The 16,708-nt window shown below is 75.5% G+C and carries 9 protein-coding genes; 5 read left to right on the top strand and 4 right to left on the bottom strand.

Annotated elements, in window-relative coordinates; all coding sequences use genetic code 11:
- Positions 1 to 7: 7 nt before the first annotated feature.
- Complete coding sequence (locus ACYP53_RS38160) at positions 8 to 1,198, bottom strand: amidohydrolase (protein ID WP_459650756.1); 1,191 nt, start codon at positions 1,196 to 1,198, stop codon at positions 8 to 10.
- 121 nt (positions 1,199 to 1,319) lie between these two features.
- On the opposite strand from ACYP53_RS38160, the gene ACYP53_RS38155 reads away from it, so the two are divergent.
- From ACYP53_RS38155 to ACYP53_RS38140, 4 genes are all read left to right on the top strand, one after another.
- On the top strand, positions 1,320 to 8,792 hold the full coding sequence (locus ACYP53_RS38155; protein ID WP_459650755.1) for an amino acid adenylation domain-containing protein: 7,473 nt from the start codon (positions 1,320 to 1,322) through the stop codon (positions 8,790 to 8,792).
- On the top strand, positions 8,785 to 8,970 hold the full coding sequence (locus ACYP53_RS38150; RefSeq protein WP_189913912.1) for an MbtH family protein: 186 nt from the start codon (positions 8,785 to 8,787) through the stop codon (positions 8,968 to 8,970). Before ACYP53_RS38155 ends, ACYP53_RS38150 begins: the two co-directional genes overlap by 8 nt.
- A complete protein-coding gene (locus ACYP53_RS38145; protein WP_459650754.1) occupies positions 8,967 to 10,385 on the top strand; it encodes a DHA2 family efflux MFS transporter permease subunit in 1,419 nt (472 codons plus the stop codon). The genes ACYP53_RS38150 and ACYP53_RS38145 overlap by 4 nt, the downstream gene beginning before the upstream one ends.
- A gap of 69 nt (positions 10,386 to 10,454) precedes the next feature.
- Positions 10,455 to 11,003: a Uma2 family endonuclease gene (locus ACYP53_RS38140; protein ID WP_189913911.1), complete on the top strand. Its 549-nt coding sequence runs from the start codon at positions 10,455 to 10,457 to the stop codon at positions 11,001 to 11,003.
- 46 nt (positions 11,004 to 11,049) lie between these two features.
- Here the strand turns inward: ACYP53_RS38140 and ACYP53_RS38135 are convergent, their stop codons facing one another.
- From ACYP53_RS38135 to fhuB, 3 genes are all read right to left on the bottom strand, one after another.
- On the bottom strand, positions 11,050 to 11,904 hold the full coding sequence (locus ACYP53_RS38135) for an MBL fold metallo-hydrolase (protein WP_459650753.1): 855 nt from the start codon (positions 11,902 to 11,904) through the stop codon (positions 11,050 to 11,052).
- 88 nt (positions 11,905 to 11,992) lie between these two features.
- Positions 11,993 to 13,207 (bottom strand): enterochelin esterase, encoded by a 1,215-nt coding sequence (fes, locus tag ACYP53_RS38130; RefSeq protein WP_459650752.1) that lies wholly within the window; start codon positions 13,205 to 13,207, stop codon positions 11,993 to 11,995.
- Between the two features lie 19 nt (positions 13,208 to 13,226).
- Positions 13,227 to 15,467 carry a Fe(3+)-hydroxamate ABC transporter permease FhuB gene (gene fhuB, locus ACYP53_RS38125; RefSeq protein ID WP_459650751.1) on the bottom strand — a complete coding sequence of 747 codons (2,241 nt, stop codon included), beginning with the start codon at positions 15,465 to 15,467 and terminating at the stop codon, positions 13,227 to 13,229.
- A 117-nt stretch (positions 15,468 to 15,584) separates the two neighbouring features.
- Here fhuB and ACYP53_RS38120 point away from each other — a divergent pair, with 117 nt between their 5' ends.
- A complete protein-coding gene (locus tag ACYP53_RS38120; RefSeq protein ID WP_459650750.1) occupies positions 15,585 to 16,619 on the top strand; it encodes an ABC transporter substrate-binding protein in 1,035 nt (344 codons plus the stop codon).
- Positions 16,620 to 16,708: the final 89 nt, after the last annotated feature.

Here is a 16,708-nt window from a genome sequence, read left to right as displayed (position 1 = left end):
TCAGCTGTTACTTGTTCGCTGCCACCGGGCCCGCCGCCGGGCCGCCCGACGCCAGGCCCACCGCCAGGCCCACCGCCAGGCCCACCGCCAGGTCCGCCGCCGTCCACGCCATCGCCACCGCGCCGTCCAGTACCGCCCGTTCCGCCTCCGCGCCCAGCGCGGCCTCGGCGAACGCCGCCTCGTGCGGCGCGCAGGCGCCGCCGGTGATGTCCAGGACCGGATGGATCGAGGGCACCGCGTGCGACACGTTCCCCATGTCGGTGCAGGCGAACGGCCCGCTCTCGACCGGCTCCGGCCGGCCGAGCGCCGCCGCGTTGGCCCGCCACAGGGCCAGCAGTGCGGGGTCGGACCGCATGTCCAGGTAGTCCGGCTCGGGTCGGGTCAGTTCGACCTCGCAGCCGGTGGCGAGCGCTCCGGCGCGGAAGCAGTCCTCGACCCGGGCGCGCAGCTCGGCGAGGTCCTCGGCCGCCGAGGCCCGGATCTCGTACTCGGCGCTGGCGCTGTCCGGGATCAGGTTCGGCGCCGTCCCGGCGGCGGTGGTGATGCCGTGCACCCGCCAGTGCGGCGGGAGTTGCTGGCGGAGCAGGCCGATCGCGACCTGGGCGACGGTGAGCGCGTCGGCGGCGTTGCGGCCCTGGTGCGGATCGAGGCTGGGGTGGGCGGCCCGCCCGGTGTAGCGGACGGACAGCGTGCCGAGCGCGAAGGAGCGGAAGTCGGCGACCTCGACCGGGCAGGGGTGCACCATCATGGCCGCGTCCACCCCGTCGAAGGCCCCGGCCTCCAGCAGCAGCGCCTTGCCCGCCCCGCGCTCCTCGGCCGGCGCGCCGATCACCCGGACGGTGAGCCCGAGCCGCTCGGCGTACGGGGCGAGCCCGAGCGCCGCGCCGAGGCCCGCGGCGGCGATCAGGTTGTGCCCGCAGGCGTGGCCGAGTCCGGGCAGCGCGTCGTACTCGCAGACCAGGGCGACGGTGACCGGTCCGCTGCCGAGGGTCGCGCTGAACGCGGTGTCCAGGCCGTGCGCGGGCGCGGTGACGAAGTAGCCGTGGCCACGCAGCAGTTCGGCGCACCAGGCGGCCGCGCGGTGCTCCTCGAAGGCGGTCTCGGGGTGGGCGTGGATGCGGCGGCTGAGCGCGAGCAGCTCGTCCCGGTGCGCGTGCACGCGGTCGCGGACGGCCTGCTTGGTCGCGGACAGGGGCATGGGTGGCGCCTCCAGGGGGTGTCAGGGCCCGGTCTCGCTGGGGCCGTTGACCAGATCATATGAAGTTAGATTAGGCTAACCTAAGTAAAGCGTTCCGGATCCCCGAGGAGCTCTCCGAACCATGCCCGCCGCCGAGACCCAGACTGGCGAGTCCCGTACTGGCGACACCCAGACCGTCGAGACCCAGGCCGCAGACATCCCGTTGCTCGCCGCCCAGGCCGCCATCTGGTACGCCCAGGCGCTCGACCCCGCCAGTCCGGTCTACAACACCGGCGACGCCGTCGAGATCGCCGGCCCACTGGACGAGGACCGGTTCGAGCGGGCGCTGCGGCAGGCGGTGGCGGAGGCGCAGGTGCTGAGCGCCGTCGTCGTCATCGGCGCCGACGGAACGCCCCGTCAGCGACTGCGGCCCGACGGCCGGTGGCCGCTGCACCGCCTCGACCTGCGCGCCGCTACGGACAGTGCGGACGAGGCGGACAGTGCGGACGAGACGGACAGTGCGGACGAGACGGTCACCCCCGAGGCGGCCGCCGAAGCCTGGATGCGCGCCGACCTCGCCCGTCCGGCCGACCTCGCCGAGGGCCCGCTGTTCACCCACGCGCTCATCCGGCTCGCCGACGACCGGTGGACCTGGTACCGGCGGATCCACCATCTCGCCGTCGACGCCTACGCGTTGTCCCTCCTCGGCGAGCGGGTCGCCGAGCTGTACCGCGCGCACACCACCGGCACCGAGCCGGCCCCGAGCCCGTTCGCGGGCCTCGCCGAGGCCGCCGCCGAGGAGGCCGCGTACCGGGAGGGCGAGGAGTACCGGACCGACCGCGCCCACTGGGCCGCCCGGATGGCCGACGCCGACGCCCCGGCGACCCTCCCGGCCGCGCCCGCGCCCCTCCCCGGTGCGCCCGAGCGCCACGCCGAGACGGCCCCCCTGCGCCTCACCGCCGTCCTCCCCGCCGGCACCCGCGACCGCCTGGAGCGGGCCGCCACCGCCGTCCGCGCCACCTGGGCCGAACTGCTGCTCGCCGCCACCGCCGGCTACCTGCACCGCCTGTCCGGCAGTCGGGACGTCGTCCTCGGCCTGCCGCTCGCCAACCGCCGGGGCCCGGCCGCCCTGCGCACCCCCGTCGCCGCCGCCAACGTGCTCCCGCTGCGCCTCGCCGTCGGCCCGGCCGACAGCGCCGAGGGCCTGCTGCGCCACGTGGTCCGCGAGCTGCGCGCCGTCCGCCGCCACCAGCGCTACCCGCTGGAGGACCTCCGCCGCGACCTCGGCCGCACCGGCGACCGCCGCGCCCTGTTCGGTCCGATGGTCAACATCAAGGCCTTCGAGGGCGACCTCGACCTGGCCGGCCTGCCCGGCACCGTCCGCAACCTCGCCGCCGGCCCGGTGGACGACCTCGCCCTGAACGTCTCGCCCGGCCCGGACGGCGCCCTGCGCCTGGTGATCGACGCCGACCCGGCCCGCTACGACGCCGCCACCCTCACCGGGCACCGCGACGGCCTGCTGCGCTACCTCGACGCCCTCGCCGAACTGCTGCTCACCGCCCCGCACACGCCGATCGCCCGGATCGACCTGCTGGACGCGGACGGCCTGCGCCGCGCCACCGCCGGCCGCACCGAGCCCCCGGCCGAGCGGACGGTGCCCGAGCTGTTCGCCGCCCAGGCCGCCCGGACCCCGGAGGCCGTCGCCGTCCGCTGCGGCGCGACCGCGCTGACGTACGGGCAGTTGGACGCCGCCGCCGACCGGCTCGCCCGCCGCCTGGCCGCCCTCGGTGTGCGGGGCGGCGCGCCGGTCGCGATCGCCCTGCCGCGCGGCGCGGACACCCTCGTCGCGATGCTCGCCGTCCTCAAGGCCGGCGGCGCCTGCGTCTCCCTCGACCTCACCCACCCCGCGCAGCGGCTGGCGGCCGTTCTGGCCGACGCCCGCCCGGTCTGCGCGGTCGGCACCGCCGAGGCCCTGGCCGGGCTCGACCTGCCCGCCGGCCTGCCCACCGTACGGCCGGCGGAGGCCGAGGACGAGCCGGGCGGCGAACGGCCCGCCGAGCCGACCACCGCCCCGTCCGCGCCGGAACTCCACCACCCCGCCTACGTGTTGCACACCTCGGGCTCCACCGGCCGCCCCAAGGGCGTGGTGGTCACCCACGCCTCGCTGGCCAACCTGCACGCCGGCCTCGCCGAGGACCACATCGCCCCCGCCGTGCGCCGCACCGGCCGCGAGCGCCTGCGCGTCGCCCACAGTGCCTCGTTCGCCTTCGACGCCTCCTGGGACCCGGTGCTCTGGATGGTCCACGGTCACGAGCTGCACCTGCTGGACGACGCCACCTACCGCGACCCGGCCGCGCTGGCCGCCCACCTCCACCGCGAGCGCATCGACTACCTCGACCTCACCCCCTCCTACCTCGAAGTCCTCCTCGCCGAAGGGATCCTGGACGAGGGGCGGCACCGCCCGTCCGTCCTGGTGGTCGGCGGCGAGGCCACCCCGCCCGCCCTCTGGCAGCGGCTGACCGCCGTCCCCGGCCTGCACCCGGTGGACCTCTACGGTCCGACCGAGACCACCGTCGACGCCTACGCCTGGACCCCGGGCCCGGACGGCGCCCCGGTCGGCCGGGTGGTACGCGGCTCCCGCGCCTACGTCCTGGACGGTTCGCTGCGCCCCGCGCCCGACGGCGCGACCGGCGAACTGTACGTGGCCGGAGCCTGTTTGGCCCGCGGCTACCTCGGCCGGCCCGACCTGACCGCCGAGCGCTTCCTCGCCGACCCCTTCGGTCCGCCCGGCACCCGGATGTACCGCACCGGCGACCTCGCCCGCCGCCGTTCGGACGGCACCCTGGAGTTCCTCGGCCGCGCCGACGACCAGGTGAAGATCCGCGGCTTCCGGGTCGAGCCCGGCGAGATCGCCGCCGTCCTCGCCGAACTGCCCGGTGTCGCCCAGGCCGTGGTGATCGCCCGCCCCGGGCCGCAGGGCCGGCGCCTGCTCGGCTACGCGGTGCCCGTGCCCGGCGAGGCCCCGGACCCGGACGGGCTGCGCGCCGCGCTGGCCGCCCGGCTGCCCGCGCACATGGTCCCGGCGGCCGTGCTGCTGCTCGCCGAACTGCCGCGCACCGCGCACGACAAGCTCGACCACCGTGCCCTGCCCGAACCGGCCGTCGTCGCCGAGGGCGCCGCCGCGGCCACGCCCCAGGAGGAACTGGTCTGCGGGCTGCTCGCCGACGTCCTCGGCCTGCCGCAGGCCCCCGGCCGGGACGCCTCCTTCTTCGACCTCGGCGGCCACTCGCTGCTCGCCGGGCGCCTCGCCGCCCGACTGCGCGAGACCTTCGCCGTGCCGGTCGGATTCGCCGACGTGTTCCGCCACCCGACCGCGGCCGGCCTCGCCGCCCTGCTCGGCGAGCGGGCCGGGGCCGGGAACGCGACGGAGCCGGACATCGTGGCGGACACCACGGCGAAGCCCGCGGCGATCCCCGCCTTCGTGCCCGTCCCGCGCGCCGAGCGGATGCCGCTCTCGCCCGCCCAGCGCGGCCTCTGGTTCCTGCACCGGCTCGAAGGCCCCAGCCCCACCTACAACATCCCGCTCGTCCTCACCCTCACCGGCCCCCTCGACCGGCCCGCCCTCACCCGCGCCCTCGGCGACCTCGTCGCCCGCCACGAGGTGCTGCGCACCGTCTACGGCGAGGAACCGGACGGCACGCCGTACCAGCGGATCCTGCCCGCCATGCCGCTCGCATCCCTCGCACCCGTCGAACTGCACGACGGCCGAGGAGATATGGCCGAAGCCGTCCGGTACGCCTTCGACCTGACCGCCGAACCGCCGCTGCGGGCCACCCTGTTCGCCGACGGTCCGGACCGGCACACCCTGCTGATCCTGCTCCACCACATCGCCGGCGACGGCGCCTCCACCACCCCGCTGGTCCGCGACCTGGCCGCCGCCTACGCCGCCAGGCTCGCCGGAGCTGCGCCCGAACTTCCGGAACTCACCGTGCAGTTCGCCGACCACGCGGCCTGGCAGCGGGGGCGGCTCGGCACCACCGAGGCGCCCAGCCCGCTCGCCGTCCGGCAGGCGGAGTACTGGCGCACCGCGCTCGCCGGACTGCCCGACCAGCTGGAGCTGCCCGCCGACCGCCCCCGCCCGGCCGTCGCCGGCCACCAGGGCGCCACCGTGCCCTTCACCCTCGACGCCGAGGCGCACGCCGCCCTCGTCGCCCTCGCCCGGGCCGCCGACAGCACCGTCTTCATGGCCGTCCTGGCCGGTCTCGCCGCGCTGCTCGGCCGGCACGGCTGCGGCACCGACATCCCGGTCGGCACCCCGGTGGCCGGCCGCGAGGACGACGAAACCGCCGCGCTCGTGGGCTACTTCGTCAACTCCGTGGTCCTGCGCACCGACCTGTCCGGCGCGCCGACCTTCAAGGATCTGCTGGCCCGGGTCCGCGCCACCGTCCTCGACGCCCACGAGCACGCCGACCTGCCCTTCGACCGGCTGGTCGAGGAGCTCAACCCGGCCCGCTCGCTGGCCCGGCACCCGCTGTTCCAGGTGATGCTCGCCTGGCAGAGCCGGCCGGACGAGCCCACCGCGTTCGGCGGCGGGCTCGCCGCCGAGATCACCGCGATCCCCAGCGGCACCGCCAAGTTCGACCTCACCCTGAACGCCGGCGAACTGCCCGACGGCGGCATCGGCGGCTTCCTGGAGTACCGCACCGACCTCTTCGACGCGGCCACCGTGGCCGCCCTCGGGGAGCGCCTGGCCCGGCTGCTCGCCGCCGCCGCGACCGCGCCCGACACCCCGGTCGACCGGCTCCCGCTGATCAGCGCGCGGGAGCGGGAACGCGCCCTGGTCGAGTGGAACGCCGCCCCCGAGCCGGCCCGCCCGGTCGTCACGCCCCCCGGCGCCACTCAGCCTGACGTCACCCTGTCCGGCGCCACCCTGGCCGAGCTGTTCGGGGCGGCCGCCGAGGCCAACCCGCACACCCTGGCCGTGAGTTACGAAGGCAGCTCGCTCGACTACACCGAACTCGCCGCCCGCGCGGACCGGTTGGCCCGGCTGCTCGCCGCCCACGGCATCGGCCCCGGCACCATCGTCGCCCTCGCCCTGCCGCGCTCGCTCGAACTCGTCGTCGCCCTGCTGGCGGTGACCAAGTCCGGCGCCGCCTACCTCCCCCTCGACCCCGACTACCCGGCCGACCGCCTCGCCTACATGCTGGCCGACGCGACCCCCGCCGCCCTGCTCACCGACCGCGCCACCGACCCCCGGCTGCCCGCCCACGAGGTGCCCCGGATCCTCGTCGACGGGCCGGAGGCCGAGCGGTACCCGGCCGTCCCCCTCGCCCAGCACGAGCGCATCCGCCCGCTGCGTGCCGAGGACACCGCGTACGTCATCTACACCTCCGGCTCCACCGGCCGCCCCAAGGGCGTGCCCGTCACCCACCACAACGTGGTCCGGCTGTTCACCTCCACCGACCACTGGTTCGGCTTCGGCGCCGAGGACGTCTGGACGCTCTTCCACTCCTACGCCTTCGACTTCTCCGTCTGGGAGCTGTGGGGCGCCCTGCTGCACGGCGGCCGGCTGGTCGTCGTCCCGCACCTGGTCAGCCGCGACCCGGCCGCCTTCCTCGACCTGCTCGCCCGCGAACGCGTCACCGTCCTCAACCAGACACCGTCCGCCTTCTACCAGCTCAGCGCCGCCGACCGGGACCGCCCCGGCCGCGAACTCGCCCTGCGCTACGTGGTGTTCGGCGGCGAGGCGCTGGAACTCGGCCGCCTGGACGACTGGTACTCCCGGCACGCCGAGGACGCGCCGACCCTGGTCAACATGTACGGCATCACCGAGACCACCGTGCACGTCTCGTACATCGCCCTCGACCGGGCGAGCGCCGCCGCCGGGAGCAGCAGCACCATCGGCGTCAACATCCCCGACCTGCGGGTCTACGTCCTCGACCGGTACCTGCAGCCCGTCCCGCCCGGCGTCACCGGCGAGATGTACGTGGCCGGGGCGGGCCTCGCCCGCGGCTACCTCGGCCGCCCGGAACTGACCGCCACCCGCTTCGTCGCCGACCCCTACGCCGAACTCTTCGGCGAACACGGTACCCGGATGTACCGCTCCGGGGACCTCGCCCGCCGCCGCGCCGACGGCGTCCTGGAGTACTTCGGCCGCGCCGACCAGCAGGTCAAGCTGCGCGGCTTCCGGATCGAACTCGGCGAGATCGAGGCCGTGCTGGCGGCCCACCCGGCCGTCGCCGACGCCGCGGTGACCGTCCGCGAGGACGTGCCGGGGGACAAGCGGCTGGTCGCCTACGCGGTGGCCGGCGGCGCCGGCGCCGACAGCGGGGCCGCCGCCGCTCCGCAGCCCTCGGGCCTGCACACCGACGCCCCGCAGCCCGACGCCCCGCAACCGGCCGCCCCGCAGCCCGAGGACCTGCGCGCCCACGCCGCCGCCGAACTGCCCGTCCACATGGTGCCGTCCGCCGTCGTGCTGCTCGACCGCCTGCCGCTGACCGCCAACGGCAAGCTCGACCGCCGCGCCCTGCCCGCCCCCGAGGCGCCCGCCGCCGGCGCCGGACGCCCCCCGCGCACCCCGCGCGAACAGCAGCTGTGCGAACTGTTCGCCGAGGTGCTGGGCGTGGCCGCGGTCGGCGTGGAGGACGACTTCTTCGCGCTCGGCGGGCACTCGCTGCTGGTCGTGCGCCTCGCCGGCCGGATCCGCGAGGTGCTCGGACTGGAGGTCGGCATCGGCGCGCTCTTCCAGGCGCCCACGGTGGCCGCCCTCGATGCCGCGCTCACCGCCGGCTCGCCGGACACCGACGCCCTGGACGTGCTGCTCCCGCTGCGGCCCGTCGCCCCCGGCCGGCAGCGCCCGCTGTTCGCCGTCCACCCGGCCGGCGGCCTCAGCTGGTGCTACACCGGCCTGATCCGCCACCTGCCCGGCGAGGTCCCCATCTACGGCCTCCAGGCCCAGGGCGTCGGCGCCGCCACCGCGGCCCGGCCGCTGCCCGGCACGATGGAGGAACTCGCCGCGCACTACGCCGACCGGCTGCGCGAGGTCCAGCCCGAAGGCCCGTACCGGCTGCTCGGCTGGTCCACCGGCGGGATCATCGCCCACGCGGTCGCCGTCCGGCTCCAGGAGCTCGGCCAGGACGTCGAGTTGCTCGCCATCCTGGACGCCTACCCCGCCGAGGGCTTCCGCGAGCTGCCCGTCCCCGACCAGGCCGAAGCACTCGAAGCACTCCTCACCATGGGCGGCTTCGGCCCCGAGGACCTCGCCGGCCGCCCGCTCGAACTCGACGCCGTCACCGAACTGCTGCGCCGCGAGGGCAGCCCGCTCGCCGGACTCGACGACACCACCGTGGCCGCGCTCAACCGGATCTACCTCAACACCAACCTCCTGGTGCGCGGCTACGACCACCGCCGCTACGACGGCGACGTGCTGTTCTTCCGCGCCACCGTCGACACCATCGACGACACCCTGGTGCCCGAGCTGTGGACCCCGTACGTGTCCGGCCGGATCGCCAACACCGACGTGGCCTGCTCCCACAAGGACATGACCCTGCCTGCCCCGATCGCGCACATCGCCGCCGTGATCGCCGACCACCTGGAGAACTCCTCCGATGAGTGACGCCCCCGCCAACCCCTTCGACGCCGACGGCGAGTTCCTCGCGCTCGTCAACCCCGGCGGACAGCACTCCCTCTGGCCCGCCTTCGCCGCTGTCCCGGCCGGCTGGGACGTCGCCCACGGCCCGTGCGGGCGGGCCGCCGCCCTCGACTGGATCACCACTCACTGGACCACCCCGTGACCCCTCCCGAGGCCCGTCCCGAGGCCCCCGCCGCACCGGCGGCCCCGGCGCGCCCCCTGCTTGCGGGGCGCGCCGCGGTGGTCACCGTCTACACGGCCGCGATGTGCATGAACGGCCTGGACTCGACCATCGTCAACCCCGCGCTGTTCAGCATCGCCGAGGACTTCGGCCGGCCGGTCTCGGCCGCCAACGCCGTCGAGACCGCCTTCCTGGTCGGCCTCGCCCTCGGCCTGCCCGTGGCCGGCTGGCTCGGCGACCGGTACGGCGTCAAACGGGTCTTCCTCGGCGCCCTGAGCGCCTTCACCCTCGCCTCCGCCCTGTGCGCCGCCGGGCCCGGCCTCGGCTCCCTGGCCGCCGCGCGGGCCGCCCAGGGCGTGGCGGGCGGACTGCTCACCCCCGTCGGGATGACCCTGCTGTTCCGCGCCTTCGCCCCGCACGAACGGGCCGGGCTCGGCCGGATCCTGATCGTCCCCACCGCGCTGATGCCCGCCCTCGGGCCACCGCTCGGCGGCTTCCTCACCGAACACCTCTCCTGGCACTGGCTGTTCCTGGTCAACGTGCCGATCGGGGCGGCCGCCGTCGCCATCGGCCTCCTCGGCCTGCGCGGCGCGGACGAACCCCCGGCCGGCCGCTTCGACACCACCGGCTTCCTGCTCGCCACCCCCGGCCTCGGCCTGCTCACCTACGCCCTCGGCTTCGGCCCGGCCCACGGCTGGACCTCCCCGGGCGTGGCCCTCGGCGGGATCGCCGGACTGGCCCTGCTCGGCGCCGCCGTACGGCACCAACTCCGCACCGGCGAACCCCTGGTGGACCTGCGACTGCTCGCCGACCGGGCCTTCGGCGCGGCGAGCTGGCTGGCCCTGCTCACCGCGGCCGGCCTGATGGGAGCGCTGTTCGCCCTCCCGCTGCTCTACCAGGCGGCGCTCGGCGCCTCCGCCCTCGACGCCGGGCTCAGCGTCTTCCCGGAGGCGGTCGGCCTGATGGCCGCCTCCCAGGTGGTGGACCGCCTGCTGCCCCGCCTCGGCCCGCGCCGCCTCGCCCTGCCCGCCCTGCTGCTCGCCGCCGCGGTCCTCGCCGGGCTCGGCTACGCGGAGAACCCGTGGCTCGTCCGGGCCCTGATGTTCGGCGTCGGCCTCATCCTGGGCACCGCCGTGCTCACCGTCCAGATCGCCGGCTTCGCCGACGTCCCCCCGCCCGCGATGGGCCGCGCGATGGGCCTCTTCACCATCCTGCGCACCCTCGGCGGCGCCCTCGGCATCGCCGCCACCGCCGCCCTCATCGGCGCCTGGCCCACCGACGCCGGCCCCACCCCCTACCGGCTCGCCCTCCTCCTCACCGCCACCCTGGTCGCCGCCGCCACCCTCCTCGCCACCCGCCTCCCCACGGACCCCCCGGGCCCACCCCCGGAGGACTGAGGGCATCGGTCACGTCGTCCTCCGGTGCTCCGGCTGCCGTACGGTGGTCGGAGCACCGGAGGAGTCCGCATGAACCCTGAGCACTACCGCCTGCTCGAAGAGGCCCGCCGCAGCCTGCCGGACGGCTACAAGGTCGAGCTGTCCGGCGACATCATCGTCATGCAGGCGTCACCGTCCTCGATCCACCAGCTCGACCTGGCGATCGTCCAGCGCCAGTTCGAGGCGCACTGCCCGGCCGGGTACTTCCCGTCCGGGAACAGCGATCTCTCCTCGCCGGAGGTCGGCTCGGTCCGGAACCCCGACCTGACCTACCTGCCCGAGGAGGTCATCGAGCTGGGCCGGGAGATCCCCGCCGAGCTGGCGCTGATCGCGGTCGAGATCGTCTCGCCGTCCAACCCCGAGAACGACTGGAGCGGGAAGGTCCGCGACTACCCGCGGATGGGCTTCCCGCTCTACCTCATCGTGGACCCGCGGCAGAAGACCGTGACGCTGTTCTCCGAGCCGAACCGTGACCGCTACCACACCAGGACGGAGCGGGAGTTCGGCGAGAGCATCCGCATCCCCGAGCCCTTCGGCTTCGAGCTGGACCTGTCCCGGCTCGTCCCGTACCGGGACTGACCGCGCGGGGCCGCGAGAGCCCGAGCCCGCCCTCCGGACCCGGGCCTCAGGCCTCGGGCCAGAGGATCAGGTCCGGCAGGGTGTGGCGGCGGGGGCGGTCGCCGAGGCGGGTGAGGGCGGCGCGGATCTGGTGGAGGTGGTCGGGGGTGAGCTGGAGGGGCGGCTCGTGGGGCTGGTAGGTGGTGCGGGCTGGGTAGTCGAGGCCCGGGTAGCGGGTCATCTCGATGTGGCAGCCGAGGACGTACGTCACCGGCCGGGTGGCGGTGAAGCGGACCAGGCGGTCGACGGTGCGGCGGAAGGCGGGCCAGTCGTCGATGTGGAGCCGGCCGGGGTAGACGGTGTCGCCGGTGAGCAGGAAGCCGGTCCACGGGTCGTAGTAGGTGACCGCCGAGGCGTGGTGCCCGGGGGTGGCCAGGCATTCCAGGACGCGTCCGCCGCCCAGGTCGACCGTGGCGACGGCCTCCGGGTCCCGGTCGAAGCCGAAGTACGGCCAGGCGGCGGCCGGCCGGGCGTCCACCACGGTGGTGGCGGGGCGGTCGGCGAACTGCCGGTCGCCCGCGACGTGGTCGGGGTGGTCGTGGGTGTGGAGCACGAGGAGTTCGTAGCCGTCGCGGGGGTGGCGGGCGAGCCACCGGTCGACGAGGCCGTCGACGACCGCGCGCAGCGGGAGGAACTCGGGTTCGGCGGTGGCCCCGGTGTCGAGCAGGAGGGCGCGTTCCTCCCCGAACAGCAGGTAGAGGAACGGCGCTTCGTAGTGGATCGCCTTGTTCTGCCGGAGGATGACGGTGTGCTCGTCGTAGGCGTGGACCTGGAGTTCCGGGTCCGTGTTGTGCTTCGCCGAGGGGGATCCGTGGATCCACCGGGTCTCCAGCGGACGTGCGACGGGCACACCGACAGCCATGGACATCTCCTGTTGGGCCACCCGCTCCGGACGGCGGGTCCCCCCGAACGGTAGGGGTCGGGCCGCCGGGCGGAGGGGTGGCTTCGCCCTACATCGTCCTTTCGAGTGACCCGGGTGCGCTGGGTGAGTCGGGTGATCCGGCGGGCGTTCGCGCCCCCAGCAGGTGGGCCAGCCCGTCGGCCAGTCCGCCGCGCCAACAGGCGTAGTCGTGGCCGCCGTTGAACTCGCGGTAGGCGAGGTCGTAGCCGCGCGCCAGCAGCACGTCCCGCAGGTGCCGGTTCTGGGTGAGCAGCATCCACTCCTGCAGCCCGACCTCGACGTAGAAGCGGGCCGCCCGGCGTTCCTCGGCGGCGAACCGCCGGGTGAGCCATTCGCTGCCCTCGTCGAACTCGGTCTCGTCCGGCCACCAGAAGGAGCCGGACTGGGAGAGCGCGTTGCCGAAGCGGTCGGGGCGCCGGTAGGCGGCGTAGGCGGCGGTGAGGCCGCCCGCGCTCTGGCCCGCGACGACGGTGTGCGCGGGGTCGGTGGTCGCGCCGAACTCCGTTGCGGCCCAGGGGAGGAGGCGGTCGGCGAGGAGGTCGACGAAGTCGGGGTTGCAGCTGAGGTCGGCGGGCCGGCCGGGGCCCATGGTGTGGACGAGCAGGGCCACCGTGGGCGGGATCGCTCCGTCGGCGGTCAGGTTGTCGAGGGTGTCGGCGACGGACAGCACCTCGCCCCACATCTCGCCGTCCAGCAGCACCGCCACCCGGTAGGGGCCGCCGTCCTGCCGCCCGTGCCCGGCCGGCAGGTGGACGTCCACCCGCCGCCCGGCGACGGTGTGCGACACGGTCCGGCCGCGTGGCACGCCCTCCCGCCGCCGGACGTACGGCTGCGCGGGCGCGTCGGGCAGGCTGAGCACCGAGGACGGGTGGCGGCCGTCGCGGGCGGGCAGCCGGGGTTCGGTGTCGTACGGGTCGGGGCGGGCGTGGTCGAGGACGCGCAGCCAGTCGGGGCGGGAGGTGCCGGGGGCTTCGCCGTGGAACGGGTACAGCTGGTAGGAGGCGCGGTGGTCGGCGCGCAGCCGGTAGGTGATCGACCAGCTGCCGTCGGCCTGACGTTCCATCAGATGCGGGGTGAGGTCGCCGGAGTGGCGGTCCTTGTCGGTGACGGTGTGCAGCAGGGCGAGGACGCCGTCGCACCGGACGCCGTCGCGCCGGTCGCCGTCGCGCCGGTCGCCGTCGTACGGCTCGTCGGGGTGGACGAGGGTGACCAGGCGGTAGGCCGGGTCGTCGGGGTCGGGCGCGACGAGGGGAGGGGTTTCCACAGGTGTGACTCCAATGGGCTTACGTGGGGCTGCCCTTGCGGCCGAGCAGCACCCAGAGCAGGAAGGGGCCGCCGAGGACGGTGGTGACGATGCCGACGGGGATCTCGACCCCGCCGATCAGCACCCGTCCGAGGGTGTCCGCGAGGACGACGAGCAGGGCGCCGGTGAGGGCCGAGCCGAGGACGGGGACCCGGGCCGGTCCGGCGAGGCGTCCGGCGACCACGGGCGCGGCGAGCGCCACGAAGCCGACCGGCCCGCAGACCCCGACCGCCAGACCGGCGAGGGCGACCACCAGCAGCAGGCAGGCGAGCCGGACCCGGCCGGGGTCGACGCCGAGCGCGGAGGCGACGTCGTCGTCGAAGCGCAGGACGGCCAGTCGCCGGGCGACCACGAGGGCGAGCGGCACCAGGACCGCGAGCCCGGTCAGGACGGGCGCGGCGATGGCGTAGTCGCGCCCGTTGAGGCTGCCGGAGGTCCAGACGTACAGCGAGCCCGCGGAGTTGAGCGAGCGTCGGGCGAGGGCGACCTGGACGACCGCCGAGGCGAGCGCGGACATCGCGAGTCCGACGACGAGCACCCGGTAGCCGCGGGCGCCGAGCCCGCCGGAGACGAGGGTGACGACGAGGACGGCGACGAGCGCGCCGAGCGGTCCGGCCCACCAGGTGCCGAAGGTGCCGGAGACGGTGGCGGAGACGAGGACGGCGGCCGTCGCGCCGTCGTTGACGCCGAGGAGTTCGGGGGTGGCGAGGCGGTTGCGGGCGAGGGTCTGGGTCAGGCAGCCGGCCAGGCCCAGCGCGGCTCCGGCGGCGAGCCCGGCGACGATCCGGCCGAGCCGGAACTTCTGCACCAGCAGGACGTCGAGGCGGTCGCCGTAGCCGAATACGGCCTGGAAGGTGCGGCCGAGGTCGAGTTCGCTCTGTCCGGCGTGTGCGGAGACGACGACGGCGGCGAGCAGGGCGGCGGTGAGGCCGAGGGAGGCGAGCAGCGCCCGGCGGGGGAGCAGCAGTGACCACGCGCCGTACCGCAGCGCCAAGTCGGGTTTGGGGGTGGGTGGTTCGGCCCGTCGTGCGGGCGGGGCGGCGGCTTCGGCCGGGTCGCTCATGGCGAGGGCGGCGGAGCGCCGGGAGCGGACGATCGCGATCAGGGCGGGGGCGCCGACCAGGGCGACGATCACGGACACCGGTGCCTCGAACGGGCGGGCGACGACCCGGGCGAGCACGTCGGCCCCGATGAGCACGGCGGCGCCGAACAGCCCGGCGAGCAGGGTGAGTCGGCCGACCCGGGGCCCGGCGACGGCGCGGGCGAGGAAGCCGGCGAGCAGGCCGAGGAAGGAGACGGGTCCGGCGAGGGCGACGGCGGAGGCGGTCAGCAGGGTGACGGCGGTGGCGACCGCGGCCCGGGTGGCGCCGGGCCGGTGGCCGAGGCCGCGGGCGAGGTCGTCGCCGAGTGCCAGTGCGGTGAGCGGCCGGGTGGTGAGCAGGGCGAGCAGGAAGCCGGCGCCGAGGACGGGGGCGAGCTGGCGCAGCGTCGTCCAGCCCTCCACCCCGGACAGCGAGCCGAGCACCCAGACCCGGTAGCGGTCGTACGCCTCGGGCGAGTTGACGATCAGCACACCGGTGAGTCCGCCGAAGGTCGCGCCGACCGCGGAGCCGCCGAGGACCAGCCGCATCGGCGATCCGCCGCCCCGGCTGCCCGCGATCAGCAGCACCAGGGTGCTGGCGAGCACCGCGCCGCCGAAGGCGAACGCGAGGTACCCGTACGAGGTCTGGACGCCGAGGACGGCGATGCCGAGCACGACACCCAGCGAGGCGCCGGCGTTGACGCCGAGCAGGCCGGTCTCGGCGAGCGGATTGCGGGTGACGGACTGCAGTTGCGCCCCGGCGACGCCGAGCGCGGCGCCGACCAGCAGGGCGGTGACGGTGCGGGGGAGTCGCAGGTCGCCGACGACCAGGGCGAGCCGGCCGTCGGCGCGGGCGCCGTCGCGGTTCAGCAGGTAGTCGAGCACCCGCCCGGGGCCGACCTCGCCGGCGCCGACCGACAGTGACAGCGCGGCGAGGGCGAGCAGCAGCACCACCGCGCCGACGGCGACCGGCCAGGCGGGCCGGCGGGGCTCGGGCTGGCGGGGCTCGGACCGGTCGGTCTCGGGCTGGTCGGTCTCGGGCCGGCGTGGCCCGGACCGGCGGGGCGCGTCTCCTGGTGGCGGGGCGTTCGACGCCGGGGCGGGGGACGCTTCGTGGACGCCCGCTTGCGACAATGTCATAAGGTAAGGCTAACCTAATGGCCGAGCCGTTCCGTCGGGCGCCGCGCAGCGCACCCCGCCGTGCCGTGCTGCCCGCACGCCGTTCAACTCCCGTACCACCTTTGCCCGGAGGCACCCATGCCGTTCGCCCGCCGCCCGCTCAGCCCCGTCCGCCACCGCGCGGCCCAGGCGCTGGCCGTCACCGGGGCGGCCGCCCTCCTGCTCACGGGCTGCGGCTCCTCGGGCACGTCCGGCTCCTCCGCGTCCGCGTCCTCCCCGGCGGGCGACGCGGCCGGCGGCGGCAACGGCGCCAATGGCGGCAACGGCGGCAAGCGGACCGTCAAGGACGCCACCGGCAAGGCCGTCGAGGTCCCCGCCGAGCCCAAGCGGATCGTCACCCTCACCCAGGAGGACCTCGACGCGGTGCTCGCCCTCGGCGTCAAGCCGGTCGGCATCACCAACGGCCAGGGCCTCAACGAGCCGCCCGCGTACCTGAAGGACAAGGTCCAGGGCGTGCCGGTGGTCGGCAACCTGCTGCAGCCCGTGATGGACAAGGTGATCGCGGCCAAGCCCGACCTGATCCTGGCCGGCGACATGCAGGACGAGCAGATGCTCAAGCAGCTGCGCGAGATCACCCCCGCCACCCTGGTCACCATGGCGCCCACCGACGACTGGAAGCTCGCCTTCAAGGGCATCGGCAACGCCGTCAACAAGCTCGACCAGGCCGGCAAGGTGATCGGCGACTACGAGGCCAAGGCCGCCAAGGCCGGCGGCGAGCTCACCAAGAACAAGGGCGCCGCCGTCTCCATCGTCCGCTGGAACCCCACCGGCCCGAGCTGGATGGAGAAGAAGCAGTTCGCGAGCGGCGTCGCCCTCGACATGGGCCTCACCCGCCCGGCCGCGCAGGACAAGGACGGCAACGCGCACAGCCCGGCGCTCAGCCTGGAGAAGCTCTCCGAGATCGACGGCGACTGGCTGTTCCTGTCCACCCTCACGGACGACGGCAAGTCCGCGCTCAAGGACGTCCAGTCCAAGCCCGCCTACCAGGAGCTCACCGCGGTGAAGAACAACCACGCCGTGACGGTGGACGGCTCGGTCTGGTCCACCCGCGGCGGCCCGCTCGCGGCCGACGTCGTCATCGGCGACTTCGGCAAGGCGCTCGGCGGCAACTGAGCGCGCGGCGGGGCGGGGGAGCTGCCATGGAGCCGACGACGCGGAGCCGACGGCATCGAGTCGACGAGGTGGAGCTGACGGCATGGAGC

It is taken from the genome of Kitasatospora sp. Ki12 (genome assembly GCF_054601375.1).
The sequence above is the reverse complement of the archived record's forward strand: the minus strand, read 5'-3'. Positions and strand labels throughout refer to the sequence as shown.